This is a genomic window from Wenxinia saemankumensis (assembly GCF_900141735.1).
Lineage (GTDB): Bacteria > Pseudomonadota > Alphaproteobacteria > Rhodobacterales > Rhodobacteraceae > Wenxinia > Wenxinia saemankumensis.
The window spans coordinates 400,371-425,046 of sequence record NZ_FQYO01000003.1; the positions used below are offsets into that span (position 1 = coordinate 400,371).

The following is a 24,676-nucleotide window of genomic DNA, read 5'->3' on the forward strand; positions in this document are numbered from 1 at the left end:
TCCCTTCGGACGTCTCGCGTCCTTATCCGCCCGAACCCTTTATCCCCGGTGAACGCCGGCGACCGCCCCCGGATTCAGTCGCCCTCGCCGAACTTGTCGGCCACCAGGGTCTCGATCGCGTCCGCAAGCTTCTCGGCCTCGGCGCCGCGCGTCTCGACCTCGATGAAGGTTCCCTTCGAGGCGGCGAGCATGAGCAGGCCCATGATGCTGTCCCCGGCGGCGTCGAGCCCGTCCTTGCGGATCGTGGCGGAGGCGTCGAACCGTTCGACCACCTCGGCCAGCCTGGCGGAGGCGCGGGCGTGGAGCCCCTTGACGTTGACGATCTTCAATCGCCGCGAGACGGTCTGCACCACGGGTCAGGTCCCCCAGGCGCGGCAGGCTTCGACGCTGACCTGGTGGCAGTCGATATACTTGCGCCCCGCCTCCATCGCGCGTCCGGCCGCCTCGTCGATCGGGCAGCGGCGCGACTTGGCCAGCTTGATCAGCAGGGGCAGGTTCGCGCCGTAGAGGATGCGCCGGTCCGCCAGTCCGCAGGCGCGCAGGGACAGGTTCGAGGGCGAGCCGCCGAACATGTCGGTGACGACGATCACGCCGTCGCCGGTATCGACCTCGTCGGCGGCGGCGCAGATCTCGCCCTGCTTGGCGCCGCGATCGTCATCGGGTCCGATCGAGACCGCCCGCATGCCGTCCTGGCGGCCGACCACGTGTTCGACCGCGGACAGGTATTCCCGCGCCAGGCCCCCGTGGGCCACGATGACGATACCGATCACCGGTCCTGTCCCCGCTCGGCCGCGCCGCCTGCCCCATCACTGGCCCCGGCGGCGGCACGACGTTCCAATTCCCTGTGACGAATAGATACCTGCCACCCCTGCCGCGCAAGGGCATGCGCCATCGCATCCGCGAGAGCGACGCTACGGTGTTGCCCGCCGGTGCACCCGAAGGCGACGGTCAGGTGGCTCTTGCCCTCGGCCCGGTACTCGGGAAGGAGCGAGAGCAGCAGTGCTTCGGTCCGCTCGAAGAAGGGACGATGCCGCGGGTCGCCCTCGACATGGGCGCGCACCGCCGCGTCGGTGCCGGTCAGCCGGCGCAGCCCGGGCTCCCAATGCGGATTCCGCAGGAAGCGCACGTCGAGCACGATGTCTGCCCCGCGCGGCAGGCCGCGCTTGTACGAGAAGCTCTCGACCGAGATGGCGAGCGGGCCGGAGCCGCCGCCGCCGAAGCGCTCGGTGATCTCGGCCCGCAGGTCGTGCGGGGTCAGATCGCCCGTCGCGATCAGCGTATCGGCGCGCCCCCGGATCGGCGCGAGAAGGGCGATCTCCTGCTCGATCCCGACGATCGGCGGCCCCTCGGGCGAGAGGGGGTGGCGGCGGCGCGTCTCGGAATAGCGGCGCAGCAGCGTGTCGACATCGGCATCGACGTAGAGCACCTCCTCGGCCACGTCGGGGCGCGCGGCGAGGCGGTCGATCGCCTCGATCAGCGCATCGACGCCGAAATCGCGGTTCCGCACGTCGAGTCCCAGCGCCAGCGGCCGGTCCAGGGGCGGGCCGTCGATCAGCCGGGGCAGGAGCGAGAGCGGGAGGTTGTCGATCACTTCCCAGCCCAGATCCTCCAGCGCGTTGACCGCGGTCGTCCGTCCGGCTCCGGAGGGGCCGGTGACGAGGACGATGCGTTGCCGCCCGTCGTCGCGGGCGGCCCCGGACGCAGCGGGCGGGGCAGGATGGGCCATGGTCGACCTTCAGGATGCCGGACCGAACCGAAGATAATGATAAAGCACGGAGGCGACATCGCCCGTCCCCGGATCGTGAACGAGCGGCACGGGGAAGCCAAGCAGGGCGGTGCTGCGACGCGGCGGCATCCGTTCGCGCTCGCGGTGGCCGCGGTCGAATACCAGCGCGACGGTGCAGGGGGGATGGGCCGGCGCGGCGAGGATGCCGATGCCGCGTGCCTCGATCCGGCCGGCCCCGGCCGGCGGGCAAGCGGCGACCGGCCCGGTCGGCCCGGCGGTCAGGATCACGAGGTCGTCGGCGATCAGCCCCGCGCCCAGCGCCATCAGCTGAAAGGCGAGGGCGGACTTGCCCGAGCCGGAGGGGCCGCGGATCAGCAGCGCGCGCCCGTCCAGCGCCACGGCCGTGGCGTGGAGGGTGAGCCGCCCGGCGCCGCCGTCCTGGCGGGGGGCGCCCCGGCGGGGGGCGTCCGGCGCCGCGCCGCCCGGGTCGGCCCCGGCGGGGCGTGAGGCGCCGGCCTCCTTGCCGGGGTCGCCCACGGCCGGGCCGTCAGACCGGCAGGCCGACGACGAAGCGGGCGCCGAGCGGGCCGGAGGTCGGGTCGGCATCGGTGGGACGGATGTTCTCGGCCCAGATCACGCCGCCATGCGCCTCGACGATCTGCTTGGAGATCGCGAGGCCGAGCCCCGAATTGTTTCCGAACTGCTTCTCGGGCCGCTCGGAGTAGAAGCGCTGGAAGATCTTGGTCAGCGCCTCCTCGGGGATGCCGGGGCCGGTATCCTCGACCACGATCAGGACGCGGTTCTGGCGCCGCCGGGCCCAGATGCGGATCGCGTCGCCATCCTCGCAGAACGAGATCGCGTTGGTGATCAGGTTGACGAAGACCTGCGCGAGCCGCCCTTCGAGGCCCGAGACGATGATCGACTGGTCGGGCAGGTCGGCGATGAACTCGATCCCCTTCGTCCGCGCCTCCTCCCCGAGGAAGTCGTTGAGGTTGCCCAGCATCTTGAGCAGGTCGAACGGCGCTTCGTCCTCGCGTACCAGCTCGCTGTCGAGGCGCGAGGCGGAGGAGATGTCGGTGACCAGCCGGTCGAGCCGCTGCAGGTCGTGCTCGATCAGCTGGAGCATCTTCTGCCGCTGCTCCTCCTTCTTGACGATCTCGAGCGTGCCGACGGCGGAGCGGAGCGAGGCGAGGGGGTTCTTGATCTCGTGCGCGACGTCGGCGGCGAACTGCTCGTTCGTCTCGATCCGCTCGTAGAGGGCGGCGACCATGCCGCGCAGCGCGGCGGAGAGGCGGCCGATCTCGTCGGGGCGGGCGGAGAGGTCGGGGATGCGGATGCGGTCGGGGCTCATCTTGCGGGCGTTGCGGTCGCGCCCGGCCTCGGCCGCGGCGGCCAGCTCGGCGATCGGGTTGGCGATGGTCGAGGCGAGCATCAGCGACAGCGCGACCGAGATCAGGATTCCCACCAGGAACATCTGCAGGACCTGCTCCCGCTCCTGCCTCAGAAGGGCGTCGATCTCGCCCGCGCGGGACATCACGGCGATGGCGCCGACCGGGTCGCCCCCCTGCAGGATCGGGGTCGCCACGAAGAGCACCGTGCCGCCGTCGCCCGTCCGGGTCTCGACCGCGGTGCCGTCCCGCAGGGCCCGGCCGGCGAGGTCGGTCGCGACGTCGAGCGGAGAGGCCAGCGCGGCGGTCCCGTCCGGCGACAGCCAGCCGGCGATGCCGGTCGAGACGCGGTTGACGAAGTCGCTGATGACGGTCGGGGCGGACCTGCCCTCCAGCCCCGCGACGTCGGGCGTGCCCTGCAGGGCGCGCCCGCGCGTGACGAGGCTGCCGGCCGTGTCGAAGACCATCACCTCGATCCCGTTCGAGAGGTCGAGACCGGACAGCGTGGCGACGGGGTCGATCCCGTCGCCGGTGATCAGGTTGACGGGGGCCCCGGCGGGGAGCTGCGCCTCGAACACGTCGGCGATCAGCTCGGTCTCGCTGACGAGGCCGGAGCCCCGCTGGTAGACGAGGTTGTCGCGCCCCGGCGCGAGGTAGAGCATGCCCGAGACGAGCAGGCAGAGACCGACGAGATTGAAGGTGACGATCTTGCGCGCCAGCGGCGAGGTCTGCAGCGCCGCCAGACCGCGCCGGGCGCGGGCGCGGCGGGGCGCGGCGGCCCCGTCCTCGGCCGGGCGGACCCAGTCCTCGCCCAGCAGCACCTCGGTCGTGCCGCCGTCGACCTTGGCCCGCTGGCCCGGGCGCGCGCCCAGGGCCCGGGCCGCGCGGCGGACCGAGTTGAGATCGCGGACGTCGATCTGCGGCGCGGCCGTCATGGTCGGGCCCTATTCCTCGTTGTAGCGGTAGCCGATGCCGTAGAGCGTCTCGATCGCCGAGAACTCCTCGTCGGCCTGGCGCATCTTGCGGCGCAGGCGCTTGATGTGGCTGTCGATGGTGCGGTCGTCGACATAGACTTGGTCGTCATAGGCCACGTCCATCAGCTGGTCGCGGCTCTTCACGAAGCCGGGCCGCTGGGCGAGGGCCTGGAGCAGCAGGAACTCGGTCACGGTCAGCGACACGTCGGTCCCCTTCCAGGTGACCGAATGGCGCAGCGGGTCCATCGTCAGGTTGCCGCGCACCATGACCTTGTGCTCGTCGTCGACCGGTCCGGCATCCGAGGCGATCGCCTCCTGCCGGCGCAGCAGGGCGCGGATCCGCTCGACCAGCAGGCGCTGCGAGAACGGTTTCTTGACGTAGTCGTCCGCGCCCATGCGCAGGCCGAGCACCTCGTCGATCTCGTCGTCCTTGGAGGTCAGGAAGATGACCGGCATCGACGTCTTCTGGCGGAGCCGCTGCAGCAGGTCCATGCCGTCCATGCGGGGCATCTTGATGTCGAGCACGGCCAGCTCGGGCATCTGCTTGTTGAAGGCATCGAGCGCGGACTGGCCGTCATTGTAGGTCTGCACCTCGAAGCCCTCGGCCTCGAGCGTCATCTGGACGGACGTCAGGATGTTCCTGTCGTCGTCCACCAAAGCGATCTTGTTGGACATCGGGACGTTACCCTTGCTGCTCTTGTGTGTCGTCTGCCTGTTTTTCCACGAGTCTCTCCGTACTTTGCCAATGCGAATCAATCCCCCACGGGATGCTTGCGGCCAGTCTGTGCCCCATTTGCGGCGAAAAGCGGTAAGCAATGACTAAAAAGCCGCACCGTCTTTCCCGAAAATTGACCCAGTCCGGGGGCGCGGCGACCGATGAGTTCGCAGCTCCTGCGGCTGGTGGCGCAAACATCCGCGCCGGTTGCGCTAACGTCCTGTTCAGCTTGCGAATGCCCCGCTACCGCAGGGTCATGGCCCCGCCCCCTGGGGCCGGCGACAGCAGGAGCGAGCCGATGCGCGATCTGACCCACACCCCCGCCACGACGCTGGAGATGCAGGGCTTCGGCGGGGCCGGCGCGGTGTTCTACAACCTCGACGCGGTCGCCTTGGCCGAGGCCGCGGTCGCGGCCGGCGAGGGGGTGCGGACCGCCGCCGGCGCGATCGCCGTGACGACGGGGCGGCATACCGGCCGATCCCCCAAGGACAAGTTCATCGTCCGCAGCCCGGCCACCGAGCAGCACATCTGGTGGGAGAACAACGCACCGATGAGCCCGGAGGCCTTCGACCGGCTCGAGGCGGACATGAAGGCGCATCTGCGGGGCCGCGACCTGCACGTGCAGGACCTGCAGGCCGGCGCCGACCCCGCGCACCGGCTGGACGTGCGCGTGGTGACCGAGCTTGCCTGGCACGCGCTGTTCATCCGGCACCTGCTGCGCCGACCCGAGGCGGAGGCGCTGGACGGCTTCGTTCCCGACTGCACGATCCTCAACCTGCCGGGCTTCGCCGCCGATCCCGAGCGGCATGGCTGCCGGACGGGCACGGTGATCGCGATGAACCTCGAGAAGCGGCTGATCCTGATCGCCGGCACCGAATATGCGGGCGAGAACAAGAAGAGCGTCTTCACCCTGCTGAACTACCTGCTGCCCGAGAAGGGCGTGATGCCGATGCATTGCTCGGCCAACCACGCCCCGGGCAACCCGGTCGACACCGCGATCTTCTTCGGCCTGTCCGGGACCGGCAAGACGACGCTCTCGGCCGACCCGGCGCGGGTGCTGATCGGCGACGACGAGCATGGCTGGTCGGACAGCGGCACCTTCAACTTCGAGGGCGGCTGCTACGCCAAGACGATCGGGCTCTCGCGCGAGAGCGAGCCCGAGATCTACGACACCTGCTTCCGCGAGGGCACGGTGATCGAGAACATGGTGTTCAAGGCGGACGGAACGCCCGATTTCGACGACACCTCGCTGACCGCCAACATGCGCTGCGCCTACCCGATGGAGGCCATTCCCAACGCCTCGGCCACCGGGCGGGGCGGGCATCCCTCCACCATCATCATGCTGACCTGCGACGCCTTCGGCGTGCTGCCCCCGATCGCGCGGCTGACCCCCGCGCAGGCCATGTACCATTTCCTCTCGGGCTTCACCTCGAAGGTCGCCGGCACCGAGCGCGGCGTGACCGAGCCCGAGCCCACCTTCTCCACCTGCTTTGGCGCGCCCTTCATGCCGCGCCGCCCCGAGGTCTACGGCAAGCTCCTGCAGGAAAGGATGGCGAGCCACGGAGCGACCTGCTGGCTGGTCAATACCGGCTGGACCGGCGGGCCCTACGGGACCGGACGCCGGATGCCGATCAAGGCGACGCGCGCGCTTCTCGCCGCGGCCATGGATGGGCGGCTGGCCGAGGGGCGCCTGCGCAAGGATCCCAATTTCGGCTTCGAGGTGCCTGTCTCGGTCCCCGGACTCGACGACGCGCTGCTGGATCCGCGCGGCACCTGGGCGGATCGCGGCGCCTACGATGCGCAGGCGGCCCGGCTGGTGGCGATGTTCGCCCGCAACTTCGAGCCGTTCCTGCCGCATGTCGACGCCGATATCCGCGCCGCGGCCCTGGGCTGACCCCGTCGGGGCTTTCCTTCTCGCCCGGCTGCGATACCCTTCGCCCCGCACGAGGACGGGAGACGAGGCATGAAGCGACACCTGGCAGCGGCGGCGATCCTCGCCGCCTTCGGCGCGACCGCGGCCCGGGCCGAGCAGATCGGCGCCTCGGTCGCCGCCTGGCAGGCCGGTGTCGTCTGCGCCGGCGAGTTCGGGCAGAGCGGGTCGGCCGCCGACATCGCCTTCATCGCGCGCACCCAGACGGTGCCGGCCGTGGTCGGCATGGGCTTCGGCATCCGGGCGCAGGTCAACGTGCCCGGCGGCGTGCCGGACGCCACGATCACCGTCGACCATCCCCCCTTCACCCCCGGCGGTCCCACGCGCGAGCAGTATTCGGCCGGCCTGTCCGACCAGGGGATGTCCGGCTTCTTCTACCGGTTCGAGACCCCGCAGGAAGCGGCGGTGGGCAACTGGACCGTGACGGCCAGCGCGAACGGCGTGGTGATCTACTCGCTCGATTTCGAGGTGGTGCAGGCCCGGCAGGGCGACGGGCTGCTGCAGGCCTGCGGGATGTGACCCGCGGCCGGTTTCCGCCGGGGGAGGGCCGCGCCGGGAACCGGCGTGACCGGCGGAAGGTTCATCGGGAAATCCCTTCCGGAGACATCCCGATGAAGACCGCGATCCTCACCGCCGCCGCGTGCGGTACGCTTCTGGCCGGCCCCGCGACGGCCGCCGACACGATCGATCCCGCGCTGGCGGAGGTCGAGATCGGTGCCGTCTGCGCCGGAGACACCACAATTGTCGCCCAGACCCACACCATCCCGGCCGAGATCGGCATCGGGATGGGCGTGAAGGCGCGCGCCGCCGACGCGGCCGGCTACCCCTCGGTCGAGATCGAGGTCGAGCCGCCGCTCCTTCCCGAGCCGGGCGTCGAGGGCGAGGAGGCCGCGACGCCGGAAGAGGACGCGATGGCGAGCGGCGAGGAGGGGGTGCCGGAATTCCTCTACCCCTCGACGATCTCGGGCAGCGAGCCGACGGGATTCTACTACATCTTCGAGGGAGAGGGCGAGTTGCTGCCCGGCCTCTGGACGATCACCGCCCGCAACGGCGACGCGACGCTCTACAGCGTGGAATTCACCGTCGTCCCGGCAGGCGAGGCGCCCGAGGTCAGCGCGGCCTGCGCCGGCTGATCGCGCGAACGGGGGGCGTGGTCGGCACGCACCCCCGCGGGACCGGCGGCGGTGGTGCGTGACGAGCACGCACCCTACGGGTCTGGCGGCGGTGGTGCGTGACGAGCACGCACCCTACGGAGCCCGGGGGCGGTGAAGGTCGGGCTCCGGACGACTGCCCGTACCCCGGCCCTGCCAATCCGCAGCTCAGTGCGCGGCGGCCCAGCTGCCGCCCTTGCCGCCCTCGACCAGCAGCCGGACGGAGAGGTCGACCGCCGGCAACGGCGCCTCCTCCATCACGTCGCGCGCGCGGGCGATCAGCTCGTCGGCCGCGCCCTCGTCGACCTCGAACAGCAGCTCGTCGTGGACCTGCAGCAGCATCGAGGCGGGCAGGTCCCGGGTCGCGTCCTCCATCCGGATCATCGCGCGGCGGATCACGTCGGCGGCGGTGCCCTGGATCGGGGCGTTGATCGCGGCGCGCCGGGCGAAGCCGGCGGTCGGCCCCTTGGCGTTGATCTCGGGCGTGTTGATGCGCCGGCCGAACAGCGTCTCGACATAGCCCGTGTCCCGGGCGAAGCGCACGGTATCGTCCATGTAGGTTCGGATGCCCGGGAAGCGCTCGAAGTAGCGGTCGATGAAGCCCTGCGCCTCCTCCCGCGGGATCCGCAGGTTGCGGGCGAGGCCGAAGCCGGAAATGCCGTAGATGACGCCGAAGTTGATCGCCTTGGCCTGGCGGCGGATCTCGGGCGTCATCTCGGCGAGCGGCACATTGAACATCTCGGACGCGGTCGCGGCGTGGATGTCCTGCCCCTCGGCGAACGCCTCCTTCAGCGCGTCGATCCCGGCGACGTGGGCGAGGATGCGCAGCTCGATCTGGGAATAGTCGAGGCTGACCAGCACCCGCCCCTCGGGCGCGACGAAGGCCTCGCGGATGCGGCGGCCCTCCTCCGTCCGGATCGGGATGTTCTGCAGGTTGGGGTCGGTCGAGGCGAGGCGTCCCGTGTTGGCGCCCGCGATCGAGTAGGAGGTGTGGACCCGCCCCGTCTCGGGATTGATGTGGTCCTGCAGCGCGTCTGTATAGGTCGACTTCAACTTGCTGATCTGCCGCCAGTCGAGGATGCGGCGCGGCAGGTCGTGGATCGTCGCCATGTCCTCCAGGATGTCGGCCCCGGTCGAATACGCCCCGGTCTTGCCGCGCTTGGGCATCTTGCCGTCGGGCAGGGTCAGCGACATCTCGTCGAACAGGATCTCGCCCAGCTGCTTGGGCGAGCCCACGTTGAATTCGCGGCCCGCGAGGGAATGGATCTCCTCCTCCAGCTGCGCCATCTTCTGGGCGAAGGCGCCGGACATGCGGCTGAGCGTGTCGCGATCCACCTGCACGCCCTTGCGCTCCATCCGCGCGAGCACGCCGATCAGGGGGCGCTCCAGCGTCTCGTAGACCGTCGTGACGTGGTGGGCGGGGAGTTGCGGCCGGAACGTCTGCCACAGGCGCAGCGTGATGTCGGCATCCTCGGCCGCGTAGCGCACCGCGTCCTCCAGCGGCACCCGGTCGAAGGTGCGCTGGGCCTTGCCCGACCCGATCAGCGTCTTGATCGCGATGGGGACGTGGCCGAGATAGCGCTCGGACAGCTCGTCCATGCCGTGATTGTGGATCCCGGCATTGAGCGCGTAGCTCATCAGCATCGTGTCCTCGACCGGGGCCACGTCGATCCCGTAGCGGCCCAAGACCTTGAGGTCGTACTTCATGTTGTGCGCGATCTTGAGGATCGCGGGATCCTCGAGCACCGGCTTCAGCAGTGCCAGCGCCCGATCGAGCGGCATCTGCCCCTCGGCCAGCGCCTCGCTGCCGAAGAGGTCGCCCGTCCCCTCGGGCCGGTGGGCGAGGGGGATGTAGCAGGCCCGGCCCGCCTCGACGGAGAGCGACACGCCGACCAGCTCGGCCCGCATCTCGTCGAGCGAGGTCGTCTCGGTATCGACGCTGACGAAGCCGAGCGCCCGGATCCGGTCGATCCAGACCTGCAGCTCCTCCGCCGTGCCGACCTTCTCGTAGGTCGCGTGGTCGAAGGGGATCGCCTCGGGCTGGGGCAGGGCGGTGTCGTCCGTATCGGGCGCCGGCGCGTCGGCCACGGCGGGCGCCTCCACCCCCATCTTCTCGGCCACGCGGCGGGTGATGGTGCGGAATTCCATCTCGTTCAGGAAGTCCAGCAGCCGCTCGGGATCGGGGTCGCGGATCTCGAGGTCGTCCAGCGTGAAGTCGAGCGCCATGTCGCAGTCGAGCTGGACGAGCCGCTTGCTCATCTCGATCTGGTCGCGCTTCTCGACCAGGGTCTGCCGGCGCTTGGGTTGCTTGATCTCCTCCGCGCGGTCCAGCAGCGCCTCGAGCGAGCCGTATTCGTTGATCAGCAGGGCCGCCGTCTTGATCCCGATGCCGGGCGCGCCGGGCACGTTGTCGACGCTGTCGCCGGCCAGGGCCTGCACGTCGACCACGCGGTCGGGCCAGACGCCGAACTTCTCGAACACGCCGTCGCGGTCGATGCGGCGGTTCTTCATCGGGTCGAGCATCTCGACCCCGTCGCCGACCAGCTGCATCAGATCCTTGTCCGACGAGACGATGGTGACCCGCCCGCCCGCCTCGCGCGCGCGGCAGGACAGGGTGGCGATGATGTCGTCCGCCTCGAACCCCTCCAGCTCCTTGCAGGCGATGTTGAACGCCTCGGTCGCGGCGCGGGTCAGCGGGATCTGCGGGCGCAGATCCTCGGGCATCTCGTCCCGGTTGGCCTTGTACTGATCGTAGAGGTCGTTGCGGAAGGTGTGGCTGCCCTTGTCGAACACGACCGCGACATGAGTGGCGGCATCGCTCCCCGTATTCCCCTCGACGTATTTCTGCAGCATGTTGCAGAAGCCCGAGACCGCCCCCACGGGCAGCCCGTCGGACTTGCGCGTCAGCGGCGGCAGCGCGTGATAGGCGCGGAAGATGAAGGCCGATCCGTCGATCAGGTGCAGATGGTGGCCCTTGCCGAACGCCATGTCTCGATCCCCTCTGTCGCGCGTGCCTAGGGTCTAGCCCGCCGGGCGGGGGGCGTCCATCCGAGGGGGGGCAGGGGGCGTCAGGCCAGCCGCTTCTCGAAGCGCCGGACATCCAGCGCGAAGGGCCCGGCCGAGGTTCCCACCTCGACCCGCCGGATCCCGGTATCGCGCCAGCCCTGCCGTTCGTAGAACCGCGCGGCGCGGTCGTTGCCGAGCGTGGCGATGAGATGGGCGTCGCGAATTCCGCGCGCGGCCATCTCCGCCTCGGCCGCGGCCATCATCGGCGCGGCGAGGCCGGTGCCCATCCGGTCCGGCGCGACGTAGACCTGGTCGAGCTCCGCCCCCACGATCCGGACGAACCCCTCCGGCGCGCCGGGCGGGCCCGTCACCAGGAAGGAGGCCGGGTCGGCATCGATCCGGCGCCGGAAATCGTCCCGGCTCCGCAGCGCGACCAGCTCGGGCGGGCAGATCGCGGCATGCGCGACGGTCCAGCCCTCGAACCAGAGCTCGGCCAGCGGCGCGCGGTCCGCCTCGGTCAGCGGCCGAAGGATCAGGGGATCCCCGGATGCGCGCCGGGCTTTCCGGTCCGGCCCGGCAGGTCGTCGTCCGAGCCGCGCCGGGCATGACCGAGATCCTCGGCATGGGTCTCGTGCACGAACCGGCGGTCGCAATAGCCGCATTCGACCCAGCCCCTGTCCGCCGGGATCGACAGCCAGACGCGCGGATGGCCGAGGCCGGGGCCGGACCCGTCGCAGGCCACGCGCCACTGGTCCGTCACCGTCACCTCCGGCGGCGGCGGGGCGTTCGGGCTGTCGGTCTTCATCGTCTCGGTCATGTCCTGTCCCGTCGGCTGGTCGCTCCGGCGCCGGTTGGACATCGCGCCCGTCCCGGCCTAGATCGACCCGGAAAATGGCCCGGCCCGCGGGCCGGGGCAAGGGGACAGGCCGGATATGACCGAAAATGCGATCAAGATCACGGGCCTGCGCAAGACCTACGCCGCGACCGGCCGGTCCGAGGCGAAGGAGGCGCTGAAGGGCATCGACCTCGAGGTGCGGCGCGGCTCGATCTTCGGCCTGCTGGGCCCGAACGGCGCGGGCAAGTCGACGCTGATCAACATCCTCGCCGGGCTGGTCGTCAAGTCGGCCGGGTCCGTGCGGATCTGGGGCTTCGACCAGGACGTGAACCCGCGCCAGTCGCGCGCCGCCATCGGGATCATGCCGCAGGAGCCCAACCTCGACCCCTTCTTCACCCCGCGCGGCAGCCTCGAAGTGCAGGCCGGCCTCTACGGCGTGCCGAAGGGCCGCCGCCGCACCGAGGAGATCCTCGACCTGATCGGCCTCGCCGACAAGGCCGAGGCCTATGCCCGCTCGCTCTCCGGGGGGATGCGCCGCCGGCTGCTGCTGGGCAAGGCGCTGGTCCATTCCCCGCCGATCCTCGTCCTCGACGAGCCGACCGCCGGGGTGGACATCGAGCTGCGCCAGCAGCTCTGGCAGAACGTGCGGATGCTGAACCGGCAGGGCATGACGATCATCCTGACGACGCATTACCTCGAGGAGGCCGAGGAGATGTGCGACGAGATCGCCATCGTGAACCACGGCGAGATCGTCGCCCGCGACACGACGGCGAACCTGCTGGGGCAGGTGACGGGCAAGACGCTGGTGGTGCGCCCGCGCGAGCCCACCCCGCCCCCCGCCGGCCTGCCGCCCACGATCCGCTGCGATGCGCGCGAGGGCGGGACGCTCGCCTTCTCCTTCGACAGCCGCAGGGCGACAGCGGGGCAGGTCCTCGACGCGATCCGCGAGGCCGGCGTGACGATCGAGGACGTGCGGACCGAGGAGGCGGATCTCGAGGACGTGTTCCTGTCGATCACCTCGGAGAAGAGCGCGGCCTGACGGGGCCGGCCGGGACCCAGTCCGACGGGCGGGCGCCCGGCACCGCCCGGCGGCCGAGGTATCCGGGATCCCTGCGAAGGGGCGGCCGCCCCGGCAGGGAGGGCGCGTTCATCCCTGGTGATCCTCGATGGGTCGGACTGGCCCGGCGGTCCAGGCTGAGGAGCCGACGACCGCTCCGCTGCGAAGCCTCCGGCGCGGCCGTGCAGCGCCCCCCACCGCGGCGCGCGCGGGCGGGGAAACACTCGGTCGGCCGGAGAGGACGCGCCCGGCCCCTGTCCTTCGCGGGGAGGCAGAGACCTGCCGCGCCCATCATCGGACCCGCGGCCGCGGAGCGGGTCGGGGCTGGCCGCCTGTGTAACGCAGGGTCAAGGGGCCCCCGCTCTCGGCGGAGGGGTTGGCTGCCCTCCCGCCGCCAGGTCCGGACCGCGCGCGCGGTCCGGTCGATCGCCGCGTCCGTCCCCCGCCCCCGGACGCCCGGGTTCCGGGTGCGGGACCGGGAGCCGACCGAAGGGCCGTCCCTCCCGCCGGGCCGCGCCTCAGCCCTCGGCCAGCATCCGGCCCAGGGACCGGCCGCCCAGGATGTGCAGGTGGTAATGCGGCACCTCCTGCAGCCCGTGGGCCCGGGCGTTCGAGATCGCGCGGAATCCGTCGCCGAGGTCCTTGAGGCGGATCACCTCGGCCACGGTGCGGTTGAAGTCGAGCTGCTCGGCCTCGCTCGCGGCCGCGAGGAAATGGTCGAGGCCGACATAGGCACCCTTCGGGATCACGAGGACATGGACCGGCGCCTGCGGCTGGATGTCCTCGAAGGCGAGGCTGTGCTCGCTCTCGTGCACGGTCCTGTTCGGGATCTCGCCCCGCAGGATCCGGGCGAAGATGTTGCTGTCGTCGTATCGGTGGGCCATCGGGCTTTCCTTCAGTCCTGGAAGAGGTTCGGGGTCTGTGCCAGCGCCCGCGCGGTGGCTGCCGGCACCGAGAGGAATCCCTCGATCGCGGCGGCGTTCTGCTCCACCCCCGAGGCCTGGCGCAGCCGGTAATGGGCGGGGAAGCGCGCGTCACGCAGCCGGTCCACCTCGCCCCGCAGATCGTTGCGCAGCGTGGGCAGGAGCTGGGCCATGGTCTCGGCGCTCGACCGCGCGCCGGCCAGGCCGACGCGGCGGGCATGGCCCTCGAGATAGGCATCGTCGAACTGGCATTCGATCTCGAGCAGGCGGACATTGGGCCGGTCCGAGAAGAAGTCGTGCATCAGGTCGGTCGACCCGGTGTCGAGGCAGATCAGCAGCCGGTCGCTGTCGTAGAAGTCGAACAGCATCCGCATCAGGGTCCGCCGGTGGCGGTGCCGCTTGGGGATCGTGGCCTGGATCCCGCCGAGATCGGGCAGCTCGGCGCTCTCCTCGTCGAAGATGTAGTCGAGGGCGGGGATGTTCGTGTGGTGCTTGATCGACCCCACGAGCCGCTTGGCCACGTGCCATTTCTTGCAGGCCACGATCAGCAGCTCGCGCTCGCGCGCGCCCGAGGCCTCGCTCTCCCAGAAGCGGGGGGCGAAGCGCTGTCCGACCCGGCCGCGCCCGGTGAGGAACTGGAACAGGCGCCGCCCCTCGCCCGAGATCGCGAACTCGGTCCGGTCCGAGGCGTAGAGCCGGCCGAGCCGGGTGCGCAGCACCTTCGCCTCGGGCGAGATCTTGCGCGCGAAGAGATAATCCTGCGACAGCAGCATGTCGTAATGGTCGTTGTAGAATGTCACCGGCATCCCGTAATCGGTGAACATCAGGAAGGTCAGCGTCCGCGACCTGATCTGGGTCTCGGGGACGAGATGCCGCACGAGGGTCTGGAAGAAGGTCTCGTCAGGGATCCAGGTCCGGCGGAAGAACCGGACCACGTCGGGCCGCTCGGCCAGGAAGTCGAGGACCGCCTCGACCGTGCCGCGGCGCAGGCACCACCACTGGCTGCCGATGCGGATCGACAGGTCGCGCGGGATGGCCCGCCGCAGCCCCAGCCGCCTCTGCAGGCCCATCGCGGCGTAGAAGGCCCGCTTCGCGGTGCGTTCGTTGAAATAGTGCCGGTAGACCAGCCGCTCCTCCTTGATCCCGGTCTTGATCCAGTCGCTGTCGAAGAAGTCGACGCTCTCGATGAAGTCGGCATCCTCGTCCGCCAGCCGGCGATGGGCGTAGGCGGCGGACTTGATCGCCATGCAATCGCCCGAGACCATGTAGAGGTGGGTCGCCCGGGGAAAGGCGTCGAGCGCGGCGCGGATCGCGCCGAGCGAGGCCTCGACCAGGCTCCACTCCCCCCAGCCGCAGCGCAGGCGGCGCCGCGCGAAGGTCACGTTCGGCTCGCCCTCCAGCGCGGCGCGGATCTCGTCCCACTCGGCGCGGGGGGCGTTGGCGTCGAAATGGATCGAGACGCAATCGCCCACGGCGGTCAGCTGCCGGGCCTGCTGGATCACGGCCTGCGGGTCCTTGTGACAGAGCAGGATGAAGGCGATCTTCACCATTCGGGCGGGGTGGCCTTTTGGTCGCGGCGTCGTCGTGTCATCGCGTGATAGCGTGAAGGGGCGTTGAAGAGACAGGCGTAATTTCGCACCGTCCCCTCCGCAGCGAGACGAGGAGCGGCGAGATGGGCTTTCCCGGAACCTGGATGACCGAGAGCGAGAGCATGGTCTACCGGGTCGTGCCCAAATGCGCCTGCTCCACGATCGGGCAGATCATGTTCTACTCCGATCACGGCCGCTTCTTCGAAGGCGACATCCACGATGCGAAGACCGGCCTGCACAAGTGGAACCAGGAGGAGAGCCAAGGGCCGATCAGCGCGAATGTCGCGGCGCATCGCAGCTTTGCCTTCACCTGCGTGCGCAACCCTTACACGCGGATCCTGTCCTCGTTCTTCGACAAGATCGCGGGCATCCAGCGCAACGGGCGCCGCTATCGCGGGAACCTCGTGCCGATGCTGGTGCAGAAATACGGGATCGACGTGGGCAGCCCCGAGAACGGGTTCGAGTTCGACCAGGTGGCCAGCTTCCGGCGCTTCCTGCTCTTCGCCCGCGACACGATCCGCTGGCGCAAGCCGATGGATCCCGACATCCACTGGTCGGCCATTTCGGGCCATGTCTCGACCTTCATCCAAAATGGCGGCCGCTACGACCACATCTTCTGGACCGAACGGTTCGACGAGGGGATGGCGGCCGTGCTGGAGAGGACCGACACCCCCGTCGCGGTCGACCTTTCCGCCGTGCCGAGGTTCAACGAGAGCGAGGGCCACGGTCCGAAGCGGGCGCATCCCGTCGGCGCCTATTTCGACGACCTGTCGATGCACCTGATGTGGGAATGCTACCGCCGGGACTTCCAGCTCTTCCGCTACGATTTCGAGAACCCCGACAACAAGATGCCCCTGGGCGAGATCGACCTCGACGAGGTGCATCTGAAGCTGGGGCCGAAGGCGGCCGCCTAGGGGCGCCGTCCCGGCCGCTCGTCGGTCGGCGGGGCCCCAGCCCGGAGGCGGCGTCCGGGGCCGGGGGCGTGGTGCCCCGGGGCGGCGTCAGCCCATCATCCAGACCAGCGTCCAGAGGCCCATCAGCAGCATCGCGGCATTCTCCGAGAAGCTGACGAAGCCGAGCGGCACGTCGCTGTCGCCGCCGACGCAGGCGCATTTCAGCTCGCGCTTGTCGATCCAGACGGCCTTGGCGACCGACACCGCGCCGATCCCGCCGATCACGATCATGATCGGCGCGGCGAGCCACATTAGCACGCCGCCGATCATCAGCACGCCCGACAGCCCCTCGAGGAACGGATAGGCGTAGCCGTAGCGCGGCTCCTTCTGGGTCAGGAGGTCGTAGCCGGTGAACATCTTCTGGAAGCTCTCGACGTTCTGCAGCTTCTGCACGGCGAGGATCGACGTGGCGAAGGCGATGAAGAGGCCGACGAGGCCCATCGGCCGCTCGGTCGCATCCGGGTAGCCCCAGGCCATGAAGATCGCGGCGAGCGCCGAGACGGCGAAGATCGCGAGCACCGGCTGGTAGCGGCCGCCGAAGGCGACCGTGCGGTGGTTCAGCCGCTCGGAGACGGCATCCCAGCCGCCGACGCGTGTCCCGTCGATCCAGGTCTGCGGCGTCGTCTTCACCCCGTGCTCGGCCTTGAAGGCGTCGATCTCGGCGCGGGAGGTGAGGGTATGATCCTCGACCTCGTAGCCGCGCCGCTCCAGCAGCTTCAGCGAATTGAAGCCGTAGGGGCAGAAATGGTCCGGCATCTCCATCCGGTAGATGACGGCCTTCTTCGGCCCGCTGCGTTCGGCCGGGCCGGGCGGGGCGGAGCCCTCGGGCGCGGCGGCAGTCTCCGTGGAAGTGTCGATCGTGGCGTCGGTCATGGCATGGTCTCCGTCTGGGCGCGGCCGGGCGGGGTGGCGAGCCGCGCGAGGATGGGGGGAAGGGGGGCGGTCAGGCCGCCCTCGGGATCGGCGAGGTGGCGCGCGGTCAGCGCGTCCATCACCGCCTGCCAGTCGGCCGCCCCGTCCAGCTGGGCGAGTTGCCCGCAGGAACAGGCGCTGCCGGCGCCGGGCCGGTGGGCCCGGCCCCAGGCGCTGAGCGTGGCCATCACCGGCACCAGCGCGATGGCGGGGGCGGTGAGCGTGTAGTGGACGCGCTGGCTGTGCCCGGGGTCGGGGCGCTTCGTCAGCAGCCCCTCCGCCACCAGCCGCTTCAGCCGGGCGGAGAGGATGTTGGACGCGATCCCCTCGGGCGAGCCGGAGAGAAGGTCGCGGAAGGTGCGGCGCCCGCCGAACATGATGTCGCGCAGCACGACGAGGCTCCAGCGGTCGCCGAGCACGTCCATGGTGAGCGCGATGGGGCAGGGGGCTGTCATGCCCCCCATCTAGGCATCCGGTTGCGGATTGCAACCGGATGCGCGACGCTACCGGATCAGAGCGCGCCCAGCAGGGCCGGCGTCGGCCAGGCATCGGCGGGCAGGCCGAGCCGTTGCTGCTCGACCTGCACCGCCTCGCGCGTCCGCTCGCCGAGGATGCCGTCCACCCCGCCGACATCGTGCCCGCGCGCGACGAGCTTTTCCTGCAGGGCGATCATCTGCTCGCCGCTCAGGCCGGGATCGGGGTCGCCCGCCAGGTAGATCGGCGCGCCCATCAGGCGGGTCGCGAAATAGGCGGCGGTGGTGACGTAGACGAAGGACTGGTTCCATTCGAAGTAGACGTCGAAATTGGGATAGGCGAGGAAGGCCGGCCCGTTCCGCCCCTGCGGCAGCAGCAGCCGCGCCTCCAGCCCCGTCCCGGGCCCCCCGCCCGGCAGCGCGCCGTCCCGCGCGGCCACCCCGGCCGCCGCCCAGTTTGCCACGGGGCGCGGATGGTTCAGCCCGGTGCTCGCCCAGTCGAGCCCGTCCGGCACCGTCACCTCGACGAGCCAGGGCTCGTCCGCGCGCCAGCCCAGCGCTTGCAGCATCGCCCCGCCCGACATCAGCGCGTCGGGAGCGGAGCCCTTGAGGTCGATCCGCCCGTCGCCGTCGCCGTCCCGTCCGTTCTCGAGGATGTCGGCGGGCAGCATCTGGACCTGCCCGATCTCGCCCGCCCAGGCCCCCGTCGTGGCATGGTCGATCTCGCCCATCGCGAAGAGTTCGGCCGCGGCGACCAGTTGCGGGCGGAAGAGCTCGGGCCGGCGGCAATCGTGCGCCAGCGTGGCGAGCGCGTCGAGCGTGCCGAAATCGCCCTGCACGGCGCCGTAATCGGTCTCGAACGCCCAGAAGGCGAGGAGGACGCCGCGCGGCACGCCGTATTCCGCCTCGATCCGGTCGAAGGTCGTCGCATGGCGATCCGCCATCGCGCGCCCCCGGTCGATCCGGTCCTGGCTGATGAGCCGGCGCGAGAAGGTCAGGAAGTCGAGCTGGAACACCCCCTGCCGCCGGTCGGCGGCGATCACCTCCGGGTCCGGGCCGAGGCCCGCGACGAAGGCGGAGGCGGTGGCGGGATCGATGCCCGACGCGACCGCCTCGGCCTCCACCCCCTGCAGGAAGGTCCCGAAATCGCCGCCGCAGGGGGCGCTGTCCTGCGCGGCGAGAGGGGCGGCGCCGAGCGCGGCGAGAAGGGCGAGGGGGGCGGCGCGGCGCATGGCGATCTCCGGTCGGTCGGGCTGGTCGCCTGCAGGGTATCCGCCCGGCCTGCCGGGGCAAGCGGGGGTCAGGGGAACGTGAGCGACCGGGGAGCGGTCCCGCGGGGCGCGCCCGCGGCGGTCCGGGCGGCCCGCGCCGGGCCGGTCAGTTCAGCAGGGCGGCGGCCGTCAGCGCGACGGCCAGCAGCGCGACCGCCCCGCCCCAGACGCGCCAGAGCGTCCGGACCGCGGCGTCGATCTCTTCCGGTCCCGCCTCCCGCCGGCCGCGCGGGTTCACGAAGGGAAAGTCGCGCATCCGCCCGTGATAGCTGCGCGGCCCCGACAGGGCGACGTCCAGCACCCGGGCCAGCGCCGCCTCCGGCCAGCCCGCATTGGGCGAGCGGTGCAGGCGCGCCTCGTCCGCGATGTCGCGCCAGCGCGCGCCGGGGGCGAGCGCGCGGAAGGCCAGCGCGGTCAGCCGCGCCGGGATCCAGTTCAGCACGTCGTCGGCGCGGGCCGCGACCTTGCCGAAGCGCTCGTGCCGGGGCGTGCGGTAGCCGATCATCGAATCGGCGGTGTTCGTGACCTTGTAGAGCAGCAGTCCCGGCAGCCCGCCGATCAGGAACCAGAAGGCGGGCGCGACGATCCCGTCCGAGAAGTTCTCGGCCGCGCTCTCGATCGCGGCCCGGGCGATGGCGGGCGCGTCCATCGCGGCGGTGTCCCGGCCGACGATCCGGGCGACGGCCCGGCGCCCCTCCGGCACCGATTGCCGCAGGGCCTGCGCGACCGCCGCCACATGCTCCACCAGCGAGCGCTGGGCGAGCAGGATGGCGACGAGGGCGATGTCGACCAGCTGCCCCGGCAGCGCGGCGAGGACGGACCCGAGGAGGAGGGCGCCGCCGGCGAGCAGCGCGTAGGCCCCCGCCCCGGCGAGGAGCGGGCGCGTCCCGCCGTTCATCCGCCGGTCCAGCGCCGCGACCGCGCGTCCCATCAGGATCGTGGGATGGGGCCAGCGGTCCCACAGCGCGCGCGGCTCGCCCAGCGCGGCGTCGAGCAGCAGCGCGGCGAGCAGGGCGCCCGTCATCGTCCCGGTCCCGGGGAGGGCGGCCGCCGCTCGGCTGCGCCATCGCCCCGCCCGCCCTCCCGCAGGCGCGCGAGCGCGGCCTCGAACCGGGGGAAGTCGGCCGGCGCGGGCAGGCCGAGACGGAGATGCCGGGTCGACCAGGGGAAGACCCGCGTCAGGATCCGCTCTTCCGCGAGGCCGTCGTGCCAGCGGGCGGCCTCCGCCACCTCGTAGAGCCGGAAGAGCGACGTGCCCCCGACCAGCCGCGCGCCCGCCCCGGTCGCGGCCGCGTCGAGCCGGGCAGCGTCACGGACGAGCCGGGCCCGCGTCCTTTCTGCCCAGGCGCGGTCGCGCAGCGCGCGGGCCCCGATCTCGAGCGCGGGGCCCGAGACCGCCCAGGGGCCCAGCATGTCCGCCAGCGAGGCGCGCCCCGGGGGCGCCAGCGTGTCCGGATGCGCGATGACGCAGCCGAGGCGCAGCCCCGCCAGGCCCCAGAACTTGCCGAAGCTCTTCAGCACGATCGTGCCGGGCGCCCCGGTCCGGGCGACATGGCTGCGATCCGGCGCCACGTCGCAGAAGCTCTCGTCGATGATCGTGGGGCCGGGCCCGGCGGGCGGTTCCGGCCAGAGGCGGCCGTCGGGATTGTTCGGGTGGACCAGCACCCGCGCCTCCGCCGGGCCGTCCTCCGCCTCGGCGACGGTCCAGCCGCAAGCGCGGAAGGCGGCCGCGTGCTCGTTGTAGGTCGGCCCGGGGATCGCGACCCGGCCGGGCCCGAACAGCATCGGGATCCGCGCGATCGGGGCCGAGGCGCCGGGGACGGGCAGGACCGTCGCCCCGTCCGGCACCCTCCAGAACGACCGGGCCGCGGCGACGAAGTCCCCGTTCGCCGCCCGGTCGGGCAGGTCCGTCCAGGCGCCCCCCGAGAGCTGGCCCACGGGATAGGGTACGGGGTTGATCCCGGTCGAGAGATCCAGCCAGTCGGCGCGCGTCCCGCCGTGGCGGGCCCGGGCGGCGTCGACCCCCCCGCCATGGTCCCGGCTCATTCGTCCCCCGGCTCCGGCACGGGCAGGTGGCGCGAGACGAAATGCCCCTTCACCCCCTGTGGCCAGTCGCGGAACGGCACACGGCCGGTCTCGCTTTCTGCGTGCAGGGCGGCATAGGCGGCGATCGCCTCCGCCGCCGCTTCCGTCGGCTCGAAGGTGCCGAGCGAGTAGCCGATCCGGCCGGCGCCCTGCACGATCACGTTGCAGGCCCGCTCGCAGCCCATCGTGCAGGACACGCGGCGCGTCCGCACCGCGCCCCCCGGCGGCACGCGCGCCTCGACGAGGGCGGCGAGCCGCGTGCCGTCCGTCTCTGCCATGTCGCCCTCGGCCCAGCCGGGACGCTTGCAGGTGTCGCAGAGGGTGATCCAGGTCGGTGAAATCGTCATGGCCGAGGGATCAATACCACCCGCCCGGACGTTGCAAGCCCGGCCAACCCATTCCTGCAAGCCGACCCTTGTCCGTAACGGCGCTGCCGGGCCCCGGGCCCGGGCGGTGCCGATCCCGTTCCGAAAGGCTGTCCATGAACGTCCTGCTCGTCGACGCGCCCTCCGACCGGGCGGCGAATTGGGCGGCCCATCTGCGGGGCGCCGGTTTCAACGTGGAACGCGTCGAGACGACGGAGGCCGGGCTCGAATCGCTGCGTCCGGCCGGGACCGACATCGCCATCGTGAACTTCGACCTCGACGGGATCGCCGCCCTCGCCGATTTCTGCCAGTTCCGCCGGCCGGACCTGCGCCTGATCGCCGTCACTGACGATGCCGACCTCACGCGGGGCGGCGCCTTCGCGATGTCGCCGCAGGCCCGGGCGGTGATCGGCGGCGGCACGCCGGCCGCCGATCTCGCCGCGCTGGTGGAGCATTACGGCCGCCCGCAGGATTCCGCCGCGAGGTAGGCGGGGCAATCAGCCCCGGCCATGGGGCGCGTCGTAATCCGGACGCGGCCCGATCGGCACGATCCGCGCGGGGTTCACGCTCGGATGGCTGTAATGGTAGTGCCGCACGATGTGGTCCAGCCGGCAGGTCCCTGCCACGCCGGGCACCTGGTAGAGTTCCCGCGTGTAGCCCCAGAGGTTCGGCATCTCGATCAGCTTGTTGCGGGCGCATTTGAAATGCCCGTGATAGACCGGATCGAACCGGTAGAGCGTGGTGAAGAGCCGCCAGTCCGCCTCTGTGATCCGCTCGCCCATGAGGTAGCGGCTGGCGCCGAGCCGGTCCTCCAGCCAGTCGAGCGAGTCGAAGAGTTCGGTCGCCGCCCGCTCGTAGGCGTCCTGCTTCGTGGCGAAGCCGGCCTTGTAGACGCCGTTGTTCACCGTGTCGTAGATCCGGGCGTTGACCGGCTCGATCGCCTCGCGCAGGTCCTGCGGCCAGTAATCGTCGGTATTGCCGGTGATCCCGTCCCAGGCCGAATTGAGCATGCGGATGATCTCGGCGCTCTCGTTCGAGACGATGGTCTCGCGCTCCTTGTCCCAGAGGACCGGGACGGTCACCTTCGAGGTGAGGCCCGGCTCGGCCTTGAGGTAGAGGTCGCGCAGGTAGGGCAGCCCGTAGAGATCGTCCCCCGTCGCGCCGTCGAAATCGGTCCGGAGCTCCCAGCCCTCGTCCAGCATGTCGGGATGCACGACCGACACGCCGATATGCTCCTCCAGCCCCTTGAGCGCGCGGAAGATCAGCGTCCGGTGCGCCCAGGGGCAGGCATAGGAGACGTAGAGGTGATACCGTCCGCTCTCGGCCGGGAAGCCGCCCGCGCCGCTCGGCCCCGCGCCGCCATCGGCGGTGACCCAGTTGCGGAAACCCGAGTCCTTGCGCTTGAAGCTGCCGTCCGCATCGGCGAACTGCGCCTCGGTCTGCCATTCTCCGTCGACCAGCCGGCCCATGATTCATCTCCTCGTCTCGGTGTCCCTTCCGAGGTAGGGCGCGGGGCGGCGCGGGGCACCCGGGGGGACCTCCACAGCCGCCCTGCATCCGCGCAGGGTCGCCTTCGCGCCACGCCCCGCCGGATTCGCGTTTGCCCCCGGCCCGCCCCGTGGATAGGGAGGGCGGCAGACGAAGCCCCGGTGGCCAGAGCGGTTGGCGGCGGGCGGGTCGACCCTGACGGGGACCCAGCCGCCGCGTCGTCGAACGCGCGCTGATCCCGGACCCATGTCCTGTTGGGAGATCCCCATGCGCCCGATCCTTGCCGTCCTCCTCCTCGCCGCCGGCCCCGCCGCCGCCCATCCCGGCCACCTCGCCGGGCTGGCCGGGCACGACCACTGGGTCGCGGGCGCGGCGATCGGTCTCGCCATCGCGCTGGGCCTGTGGGGGGCGCTGCGGGGCGAGAGGAAGGCCGATCCCGAGGACGAGGCCGAGGGCGAGGAGCAGCAGGCGTGAGCGACGCCGCGCCGGGCCCGGCCCCCAGGACGGGCGTCATGATCTGCGGCCACGGCTCGCGCAGCCAGGCCGCGGTCGACGAGTTCAAGGTGCTGGCCGAGCGCCTGCCGGCGCTTCTGCCCCCCGACTGGCCGGTCGAGTACGGCTATCTGGAATTCGCCAATCCCGTGCTGCGCGACGGGCTCGACCGGCTGCGCGCGGCGGGATGCGAGCGGATCCTCGCCGTGCCGGGCATGCTCTTCGCCGCGATGCACTCCAAGAACGACATCCCGACGGTGCTCAACACCTACGCCGCCACCCACGGGATCGAGGTACGCTACGGCCGCGAGCTCGGCGTCGATCCCCTGATGCTGCAGGCGGCCGAAGGCCGCATCCGCGAGGCGGTCGACGCGGCGAACGCCGAACACGGACCCCTGCCGCTTCACGAGACCTGCCTCGTCGTGATCGGCCGCGGCGCCTCGGATCCCGACGCCAACGGCAACGTGGCCAAGGTGGCGCGGATGCTGGCCGAGGGGATGGGCTTCGCTTGGGTCGAGACCGGCTATTCGGGCGTCACCTTCCCGCTGGTCGAGCCCTGCCTCGACCATGTCGCCCGGCTGCCCTACCGGCGGGTCATCGTCTTTCCCTATTTCCTGTTCTCGGGGATCCTGATCGACCGGATCCACGGCTTCACCGATGTCGCGGCGCGCGCCTATCCGGACATCACCTTCGTCAAGGCGCCCTATCTGGGCGACCATCCGAAGGTGATCGAGACCTTCGCGACCCGCGTCCGCGAGATCGCCGGCGGGGCGGTGATCCCGAACTGCGCGATCTGCCCCTGGCGCGAGCAGGTCCTGGCGATGGAGGAAGGGCGGCATGTCCATATCCGCGCCGGGGACCGCCACCACCCCGCCTTCGACGACCCGCCGCCGCAGGTCTGCACCCTGTGCAAGTACCGCGCCGCGATCCCCGGCTTCGAGGGCGAGGTCGGCGCGGTGCAGGAGAGCCACCATCACCATGTCGAGGGGCAGGGCGCCTCGGCCCCCGGCTCCAACGTCGCCGATTGCAGGCTCTGCGACACGTTCTGCACCGGGCTCTGCCGGCTCTCGGCCGAGAACCTGCACGCCCACCAGCACGCGCATGGCCTGCCCCACGATCACGGGGACGATCACGCGCACGGGGACGATCATGCGCACGGGGACGATCATGCGCACGGGCACGGGCACGGGCATCATCACCACGGTCCCGGCGATCACGACCACCACCACGCCCCCTATCCGCAGGCGGACCACCCGCTCGGGCCCCGCAGCGTCCTGCACTCGAAGGCGCGCCGCTGATGCTCTTATCTTGCCCCAAATACTCCGGCCGGACGCCTCCGCCGG

25 protein-coding genes and 1 pseudogene are annotated in these 24,676 nt (G+C 71.3%); 8 read left to right on the forward strand and 18 right to left on the reverse strand.

Going from position 1 to position 24,676, the window contains the following annotated elements:
* Window positions 1–74: 74 nt before the first annotated feature.
* From BUE30_RS09515 to BUE30_RS09540, 6 genes are read right to left on the reverse strand one after another with little or no spacing between them, the layout of a single operon-like run.
* Window positions 75–353, reverse strand: a complete 279-nt coding sequence (locus tag BUE30_RS09515) for an HPr family phosphocarrier protein (protein WP_073329270.1) — start codon at window positions 351–353, stop codon at window positions 75–77.
* Window positions 354–356: 3 nt separating this feature from the next.
* A complete protein-coding gene (locus BUE30_RS09520; RefSeq protein ID WP_073329273.1) occupies window positions 357–770 on the reverse strand; it encodes a PTS sugar transporter subunit IIA in 414 nt (137 codons plus the stop codon).
* Window positions 767–1,726: an RNase adapter RapZ gene (rapZ, locus tag BUE30_RS09525; RefSeq protein ID WP_073329275.1), complete on the reverse strand. Its 960-nt coding sequence runs from the start codon at window positions 1,724–1,726 to the stop codon at window positions 767–769. Before rapZ ends, BUE30_RS09520 begins: the two co-directional genes overlap by 4 nt.
* A 9-nt stretch (window positions 1,727–1,735) precedes the next feature.
* On the reverse strand, window positions 1,736–2,263 hold the full coding sequence (locus BUE30_RS09530; RefSeq protein WP_244526323.1) for an HPr kinase/phosphorylase: 528 nt from the start codon (window positions 2,261–2,263) through the stop codon (window positions 1,736–1,738).
* A 10-nt stretch (window positions 2,264–2,273) separates the two neighbouring features.
* Window positions 2,274–4,049 (reverse strand): sensor histidine kinase, encoded by a 1,776-nt coding sequence (locus tag BUE30_RS09535; RefSeq protein ID WP_073329277.1) that lies wholly within the window; start codon window positions 4,047–4,049, stop codon window positions 2,274–2,276.
* A gap of 9 nt (window positions 4,050–4,058) precedes the next feature.
* Window positions 4,059–4,763, reverse strand: coding sequence for a response regulator transcription factor (locus BUE30_RS09540; RefSeq protein WP_073329279.1), 705 nt, complete (start codon window positions 4,761–4,763; stop codon window positions 4,059–4,061).
* 338 nt (window positions 4,764–5,101) lie between these two features.
* Here BUE30_RS09540 and BUE30_RS09545 point away from each other — a divergent pair, with 338 nt between their 5' ends.
* From BUE30_RS09545 to BUE30_RS09555, 3 genes are all read left to right on the forward strand, one after another.
* Window positions 5,102–6,697 carry a phosphoenolpyruvate carboxykinase gene (locus BUE30_RS09545; protein ID WP_073329281.1) on the forward strand — a complete coding sequence of 532 codons (1,596 nt, stop codon included), beginning with the start codon at window positions 5,102–5,104 and terminating at the stop codon, window positions 6,695–6,697.
* Between the two features lie 69 nt (window positions 6,698–6,766).
* Entirely contained in the window at window positions 6,767–7,252 is a 486-nt protein-coding gene (locus BUE30_RS09550; protein WP_073329284.1) for a DUF3859 domain-containing protein, read from the forward strand.
* Window positions 7,253–7,344: 92 nt separating this feature from the next.
* Complete coding sequence (locus BUE30_RS09555) at window positions 7,345–7,866, forward strand: DUF3859 domain-containing protein (RefSeq protein WP_073329286.1); 522 nt, start codon at window positions 7,345–7,347, stop codon at window positions 7,864–7,866.
* 186 nt (window positions 7,867–8,052) lie between these two features.
* Here BUE30_RS09555 and polA read toward each other — a convergent pair whose 3' ends face one another.
* The 3 genes and pseudogenes from polA to BUE30_RS09570 form a co-directional block, all read right to left on the reverse strand.
* Window positions 8,053–10,872, reverse strand: a complete 2,820-nt coding sequence (gene polA / locus BUE30_RS09560; RefSeq protein ID WP_073329289.1) for a DNA polymerase I — start codon at window positions 10,870–10,872, stop codon at window positions 8,053–8,055.
* A gap of 80 nt (window positions 10,873–10,952) precedes the next feature.
* A complete protein-coding gene (locus BUE30_RS17785; protein ID WP_083601307.1) occupies window positions 10,953–11,552 on the reverse strand; it encodes a GNAT family N-acetyltransferase in 600 nt (199 codons plus the stop codon).
* A pseudogene (locus BUE30_RS09570) lies at window positions 11,510–11,695 on the reverse strand (zinc-finger domain-containing protein); the annotation flags it as partial. The gene BUE30_RS17785 and the pseudogene BUE30_RS09570, both read right to left, overlap by 43 nt.
* Window positions 11,696–11,822: 127 nt before the next feature.
* Here BUE30_RS09570 and BUE30_RS09575 point away from each other — a divergent pair.
* The gene (locus BUE30_RS09575) at window positions 11,823–12,764 is read left to right on the forward strand and encodes an ABC transporter ATP-binding protein (RefSeq protein ID WP_073329292.1); all 942 of its coding nucleotides are present in this window, start codon (window positions 11,823–11,825) and stop codon (window positions 12,762–12,764) included.
* A gap of 536 nt (window positions 12,765–13,300) precedes the next feature.
* On the opposite strand, the gene BUE30_RS09580 is transcribed toward BUE30_RS09575, so the two are convergent.
* Complete coding sequence (locus BUE30_RS09580; protein ID WP_073329295.1) at window positions 13,301–13,666, reverse strand: HIT domain-containing protein; 366 nt, start codon at window positions 13,664–13,666, stop codon at window positions 13,301–13,303.
* Between the two features lie 11 nt (window positions 13,667–13,677).
* Window positions 13,678–15,255, reverse strand: a complete 1,578-nt coding sequence (locus tag BUE30_RS09585; protein ID WP_073329298.1) for a DUF5928 domain-containing protein — start codon at window positions 15,253–15,255, stop codon at window positions 13,678–13,680.
* A 122-nt stretch (window positions 15,256–15,377) separates the two neighbouring features.
* Between BUE30_RS09585 and BUE30_RS09590 the strand changes: the two genes are divergently transcribed.
* On the forward strand, window positions 15,378–16,208 hold the full coding sequence (locus BUE30_RS09590) for a sulfotransferase family protein (RefSeq protein ID WP_073329300.1): 831 nt from the start codon (window positions 15,378–15,380) through the stop codon (window positions 16,206–16,208).
* 87 nt (window positions 16,209–16,295) lie between these two features.
* On the opposite strand, the gene BUE30_RS09595 is transcribed toward BUE30_RS09590, so the two are convergent.
* From BUE30_RS09595 to BUE30_RS09620, 6 genes are all read right to left on the reverse strand, one after another.
* Window positions 16,296–17,120, reverse strand: a complete 825-nt coding sequence (locus BUE30_RS09595) for a MauE/DoxX family redox-associated membrane protein (RefSeq protein WP_280157194.1) — start codon at window positions 17,118–17,120, stop codon at window positions 16,296–16,298.
* The gene (locus tag BUE30_RS09600) at window positions 17,117–17,614 is read right to left on the reverse strand and encodes a winged helix-turn-helix transcriptional regulator (protein ID WP_212590713.1); all 498 of its coding nucleotides are present in this window, start codon (window positions 17,612–17,614) and stop codon (window positions 17,117–17,119) included. Before BUE30_RS09600 ends, BUE30_RS09595 begins: the two co-directional genes overlap by 4 nt.
* Before the next feature lie 56 nt (window positions 17,615–17,670).
* On the reverse strand, window positions 17,671–18,864 hold the full coding sequence (locus BUE30_RS09605; RefSeq protein WP_073329308.1) for a lytic murein transglycosylase: 1,194 nt from the start codon (window positions 18,862–18,864) through the stop codon (window positions 17,671–17,673).
* 145 nt (window positions 18,865–19,009) lie between these two features.
* Window positions 19,010–19,927 carry an adenosylcobinamide-phosphate synthase CbiB gene (cbiB, locus tag BUE30_RS09610; RefSeq protein ID WP_073329311.1) on the reverse strand — a complete coding sequence of 306 codons (918 nt, stop codon included), beginning with the start codon at window positions 19,925–19,927 and terminating at the stop codon, window positions 19,010–19,012.
* Window positions 19,924–20,949, reverse strand: a complete 1,026-nt coding sequence (locus BUE30_RS09615; RefSeq protein ID WP_073329314.1) for a threonine-phosphate decarboxylase — start codon at window positions 20,947–20,949, stop codon at window positions 19,924–19,926. The genes cbiB and BUE30_RS09615 overlap by 4 nt, the downstream gene beginning before the upstream one ends.
* Complete coding sequence (locus tag BUE30_RS09620) at window positions 20,946–21,335, reverse strand: DUF1636 family protein (protein WP_073329317.1); 390 nt, start codon at window positions 21,333–21,335, stop codon at window positions 20,946–20,948. Before BUE30_RS09620 ends, BUE30_RS09615 begins: the two co-directional genes overlap by 4 nt.
* 134 nt (window positions 21,336–21,469) lie before the next feature.
* On the opposite strand from BUE30_RS09620, the gene BUE30_RS09625 reads away from it, so the two are divergent.
* On the forward strand, window positions 21,470–21,841 hold the full coding sequence (locus BUE30_RS09625; protein ID WP_073329320.1) for a hypothetical protein: 372 nt from the start codon (window positions 21,470–21,472) through the stop codon (window positions 21,839–21,841).
* Window positions 21,842–21,850: 9 nt separating this feature from the next.
* Here BUE30_RS09625 and BUE30_RS09630 read toward each other — a convergent pair whose 3' ends face one another.
* Window positions 21,851–22,822 (reverse strand): glutathione S-transferase family protein, encoded by a 972-nt coding sequence (locus BUE30_RS09630; RefSeq protein WP_073329323.1) that lies wholly within the window; start codon window positions 22,820–22,822, stop codon window positions 21,851–21,853.
* A gap of 286 nt (window positions 22,823–23,108) precedes the next feature.
* Here BUE30_RS09630 and BUE30_RS09635 point away from each other — a divergent pair, with 286 nt between their 5' ends.
* Complete coding sequence (locus BUE30_RS09635) at window positions 23,109–23,315, forward strand: DUF6732 family protein (RefSeq protein ID WP_073329326.1); 207 nt, start codon at window positions 23,109–23,111, stop codon at window positions 23,313–23,315.
* Window positions 23,316–23,353: 38 nt separating this feature from the next.
* Window positions 23,354–24,631 (forward strand): sirohydrochlorin chelatase, encoded by a 1,278-nt coding sequence (locus BUE30_RS09640; protein ID WP_073329329.1) that lies wholly within the window; start codon window positions 23,354–23,356, stop codon window positions 24,629–24,631.
* Window positions 24,632–24,676: the final 45 nt, after the last annotated feature.

Bases quoted from the DNA above. Each gene is read 5' to 3' on its own strand.
- BUE30_RS09625 (WP_073329320.1), top strand. From the start codon at position 21,470: ATGAACGTCCTGCTCGTCGACGCGCCCTCCGACCGGGCGGCGAATTGG.
- cbiB (WP_073329311.1), bottom strand. From the start codon at position 19,927: ATGACGGGCGCCCTGCTCGCCGCGCTGCTGCTCGACGCCGCGCTGGGC.
- BUE30_RS09615 (WP_073329314.1), bottom strand. From the start codon at position 20,949: ATGAGCCGGGACCATGGCGGGGGGGTCGACGCCGCCCGGGCCCGCCAC.
- BUE30_RS09555 (WP_073329286.1), top strand. From the start codon at position 7,345: ATGAAGACCGCGATCCTCACCGCCGCCGCGTGCGGTACGCTTCTGGCC.
- BUE30_RS09550 (WP_073329284.1), top strand. From the start codon at position 6,767: ATGAAGCGACACCTGGCAGCGGCGGCGATCCTCGCCGCCTTCGGCGCG.
- BUE30_RS09605 (WP_073329308.1), bottom strand. From the start codon at position 18,864: ATGCGCCGCGCCGCCCCCCTCGCCCTTCTCGCCGCGCTCGGCGCCGCC.
- BUE30_RS09535 (WP_073329277.1), bottom strand. From the start codon at position 4,049: ATGACGGCCGCGCCGCAGATCGACGTCCGCGATCTCAACTCGGTCCGC.
- BUE30_RS09580 (WP_073329295.1), bottom strand. From the start codon at position 13,666: ATGGCCCACCGATACGACGACAGCAACATCTTCGCCCGGATCCTGCGG.
- BUE30_RS09585 (WP_073329298.1), bottom strand. From the start codon at position 15,255: ATGGTGAAGATCGCCTTCATCCTGCTCTGTCACAAGGACCCGCAGGCC.
- BUE30_RS17785 (WP_083601307.1), bottom strand. From the start codon at position 11,552: ATGCGGCTATTGCGACCGCCGGTTCGTGCACGAGACCCATGCCGAGGA.
- rapZ (WP_073329275.1), bottom strand. From the start codon at position 1,726: ATGGCCCATCCTGCCCCGCCCGCTGCGTCCGGGGCCGCCCGCGACGAC.
- BUE30_RS09635 (WP_073329326.1), top strand. From the start codon at position 23,109: ATGCGCCCGATCCTTGCCGTCCTCCTCCTCGCCGCCGGCCCCGCCGCC.
- BUE30_RS09545 (WP_073329281.1), top strand. From the start codon at position 5,102: ATGCGCGATCTGACCCACACCCCCGCCACGACGCTGGAGATGCAGGGC.
- BUE30_RS09595 (WP_280157194.1), bottom strand. From the start codon at position 17,120: ATGACCGACGCCACGATCGACACTTCCACGGAGACTGCCGCCGCGCCC.
- BUE30_RS09640 (WP_073329329.1), top strand. From the start codon at position 23,354: ATGATCTGCGGCCACGGCTCGCGCAGCCAGGCCGCGGTCGACGAGTTC.
- BUE30_RS09600 (WP_212590713.1), bottom strand. From the start codon at position 17,614: ATGACAGCCCCCTGCCCCATCGCGCTCACCATGGACGTGCTCGGCGAC.
- BUE30_RS09575 (WP_073329292.1), top strand. From the start codon at position 11,823: ATGACCGAAAATGCGATCAAGATCACGGGCCTGCGCAAGACCTACGCC.
- BUE30_RS09620 (WP_073329317.1), bottom strand. From the start codon at position 21,335: ATGACGATTTCACCGACCTGGATCACCCTCTGCGACACCTGCAAGCGT.
- BUE30_RS09590 (WP_073329300.1), top strand. From the start codon at position 15,378: ATGGGCTTTCCCGGAACCTGGATGACCGAGAGCGAGAGCATGGTCTAC.
- polA (WP_073329289.1), bottom strand. From the start codon at position 10,872: ATGGCGTTCGGCAAGGGCCACCATCTGCACCTGATCGACGGATCGGCC.
- BUE30_RS09540 (WP_073329279.1), bottom strand. From the start codon at position 4,763: ATGTCCAACAAGATCGCTTTGGTGGACGACGACAGGAACATCCTGACG.
- BUE30_RS09630 (WP_073329323.1), bottom strand. From the start codon at position 22,822: ATGGGCCGGCTGGTCGACGGAGAATGGCAGACCGAGGCGCAGTTCGCC.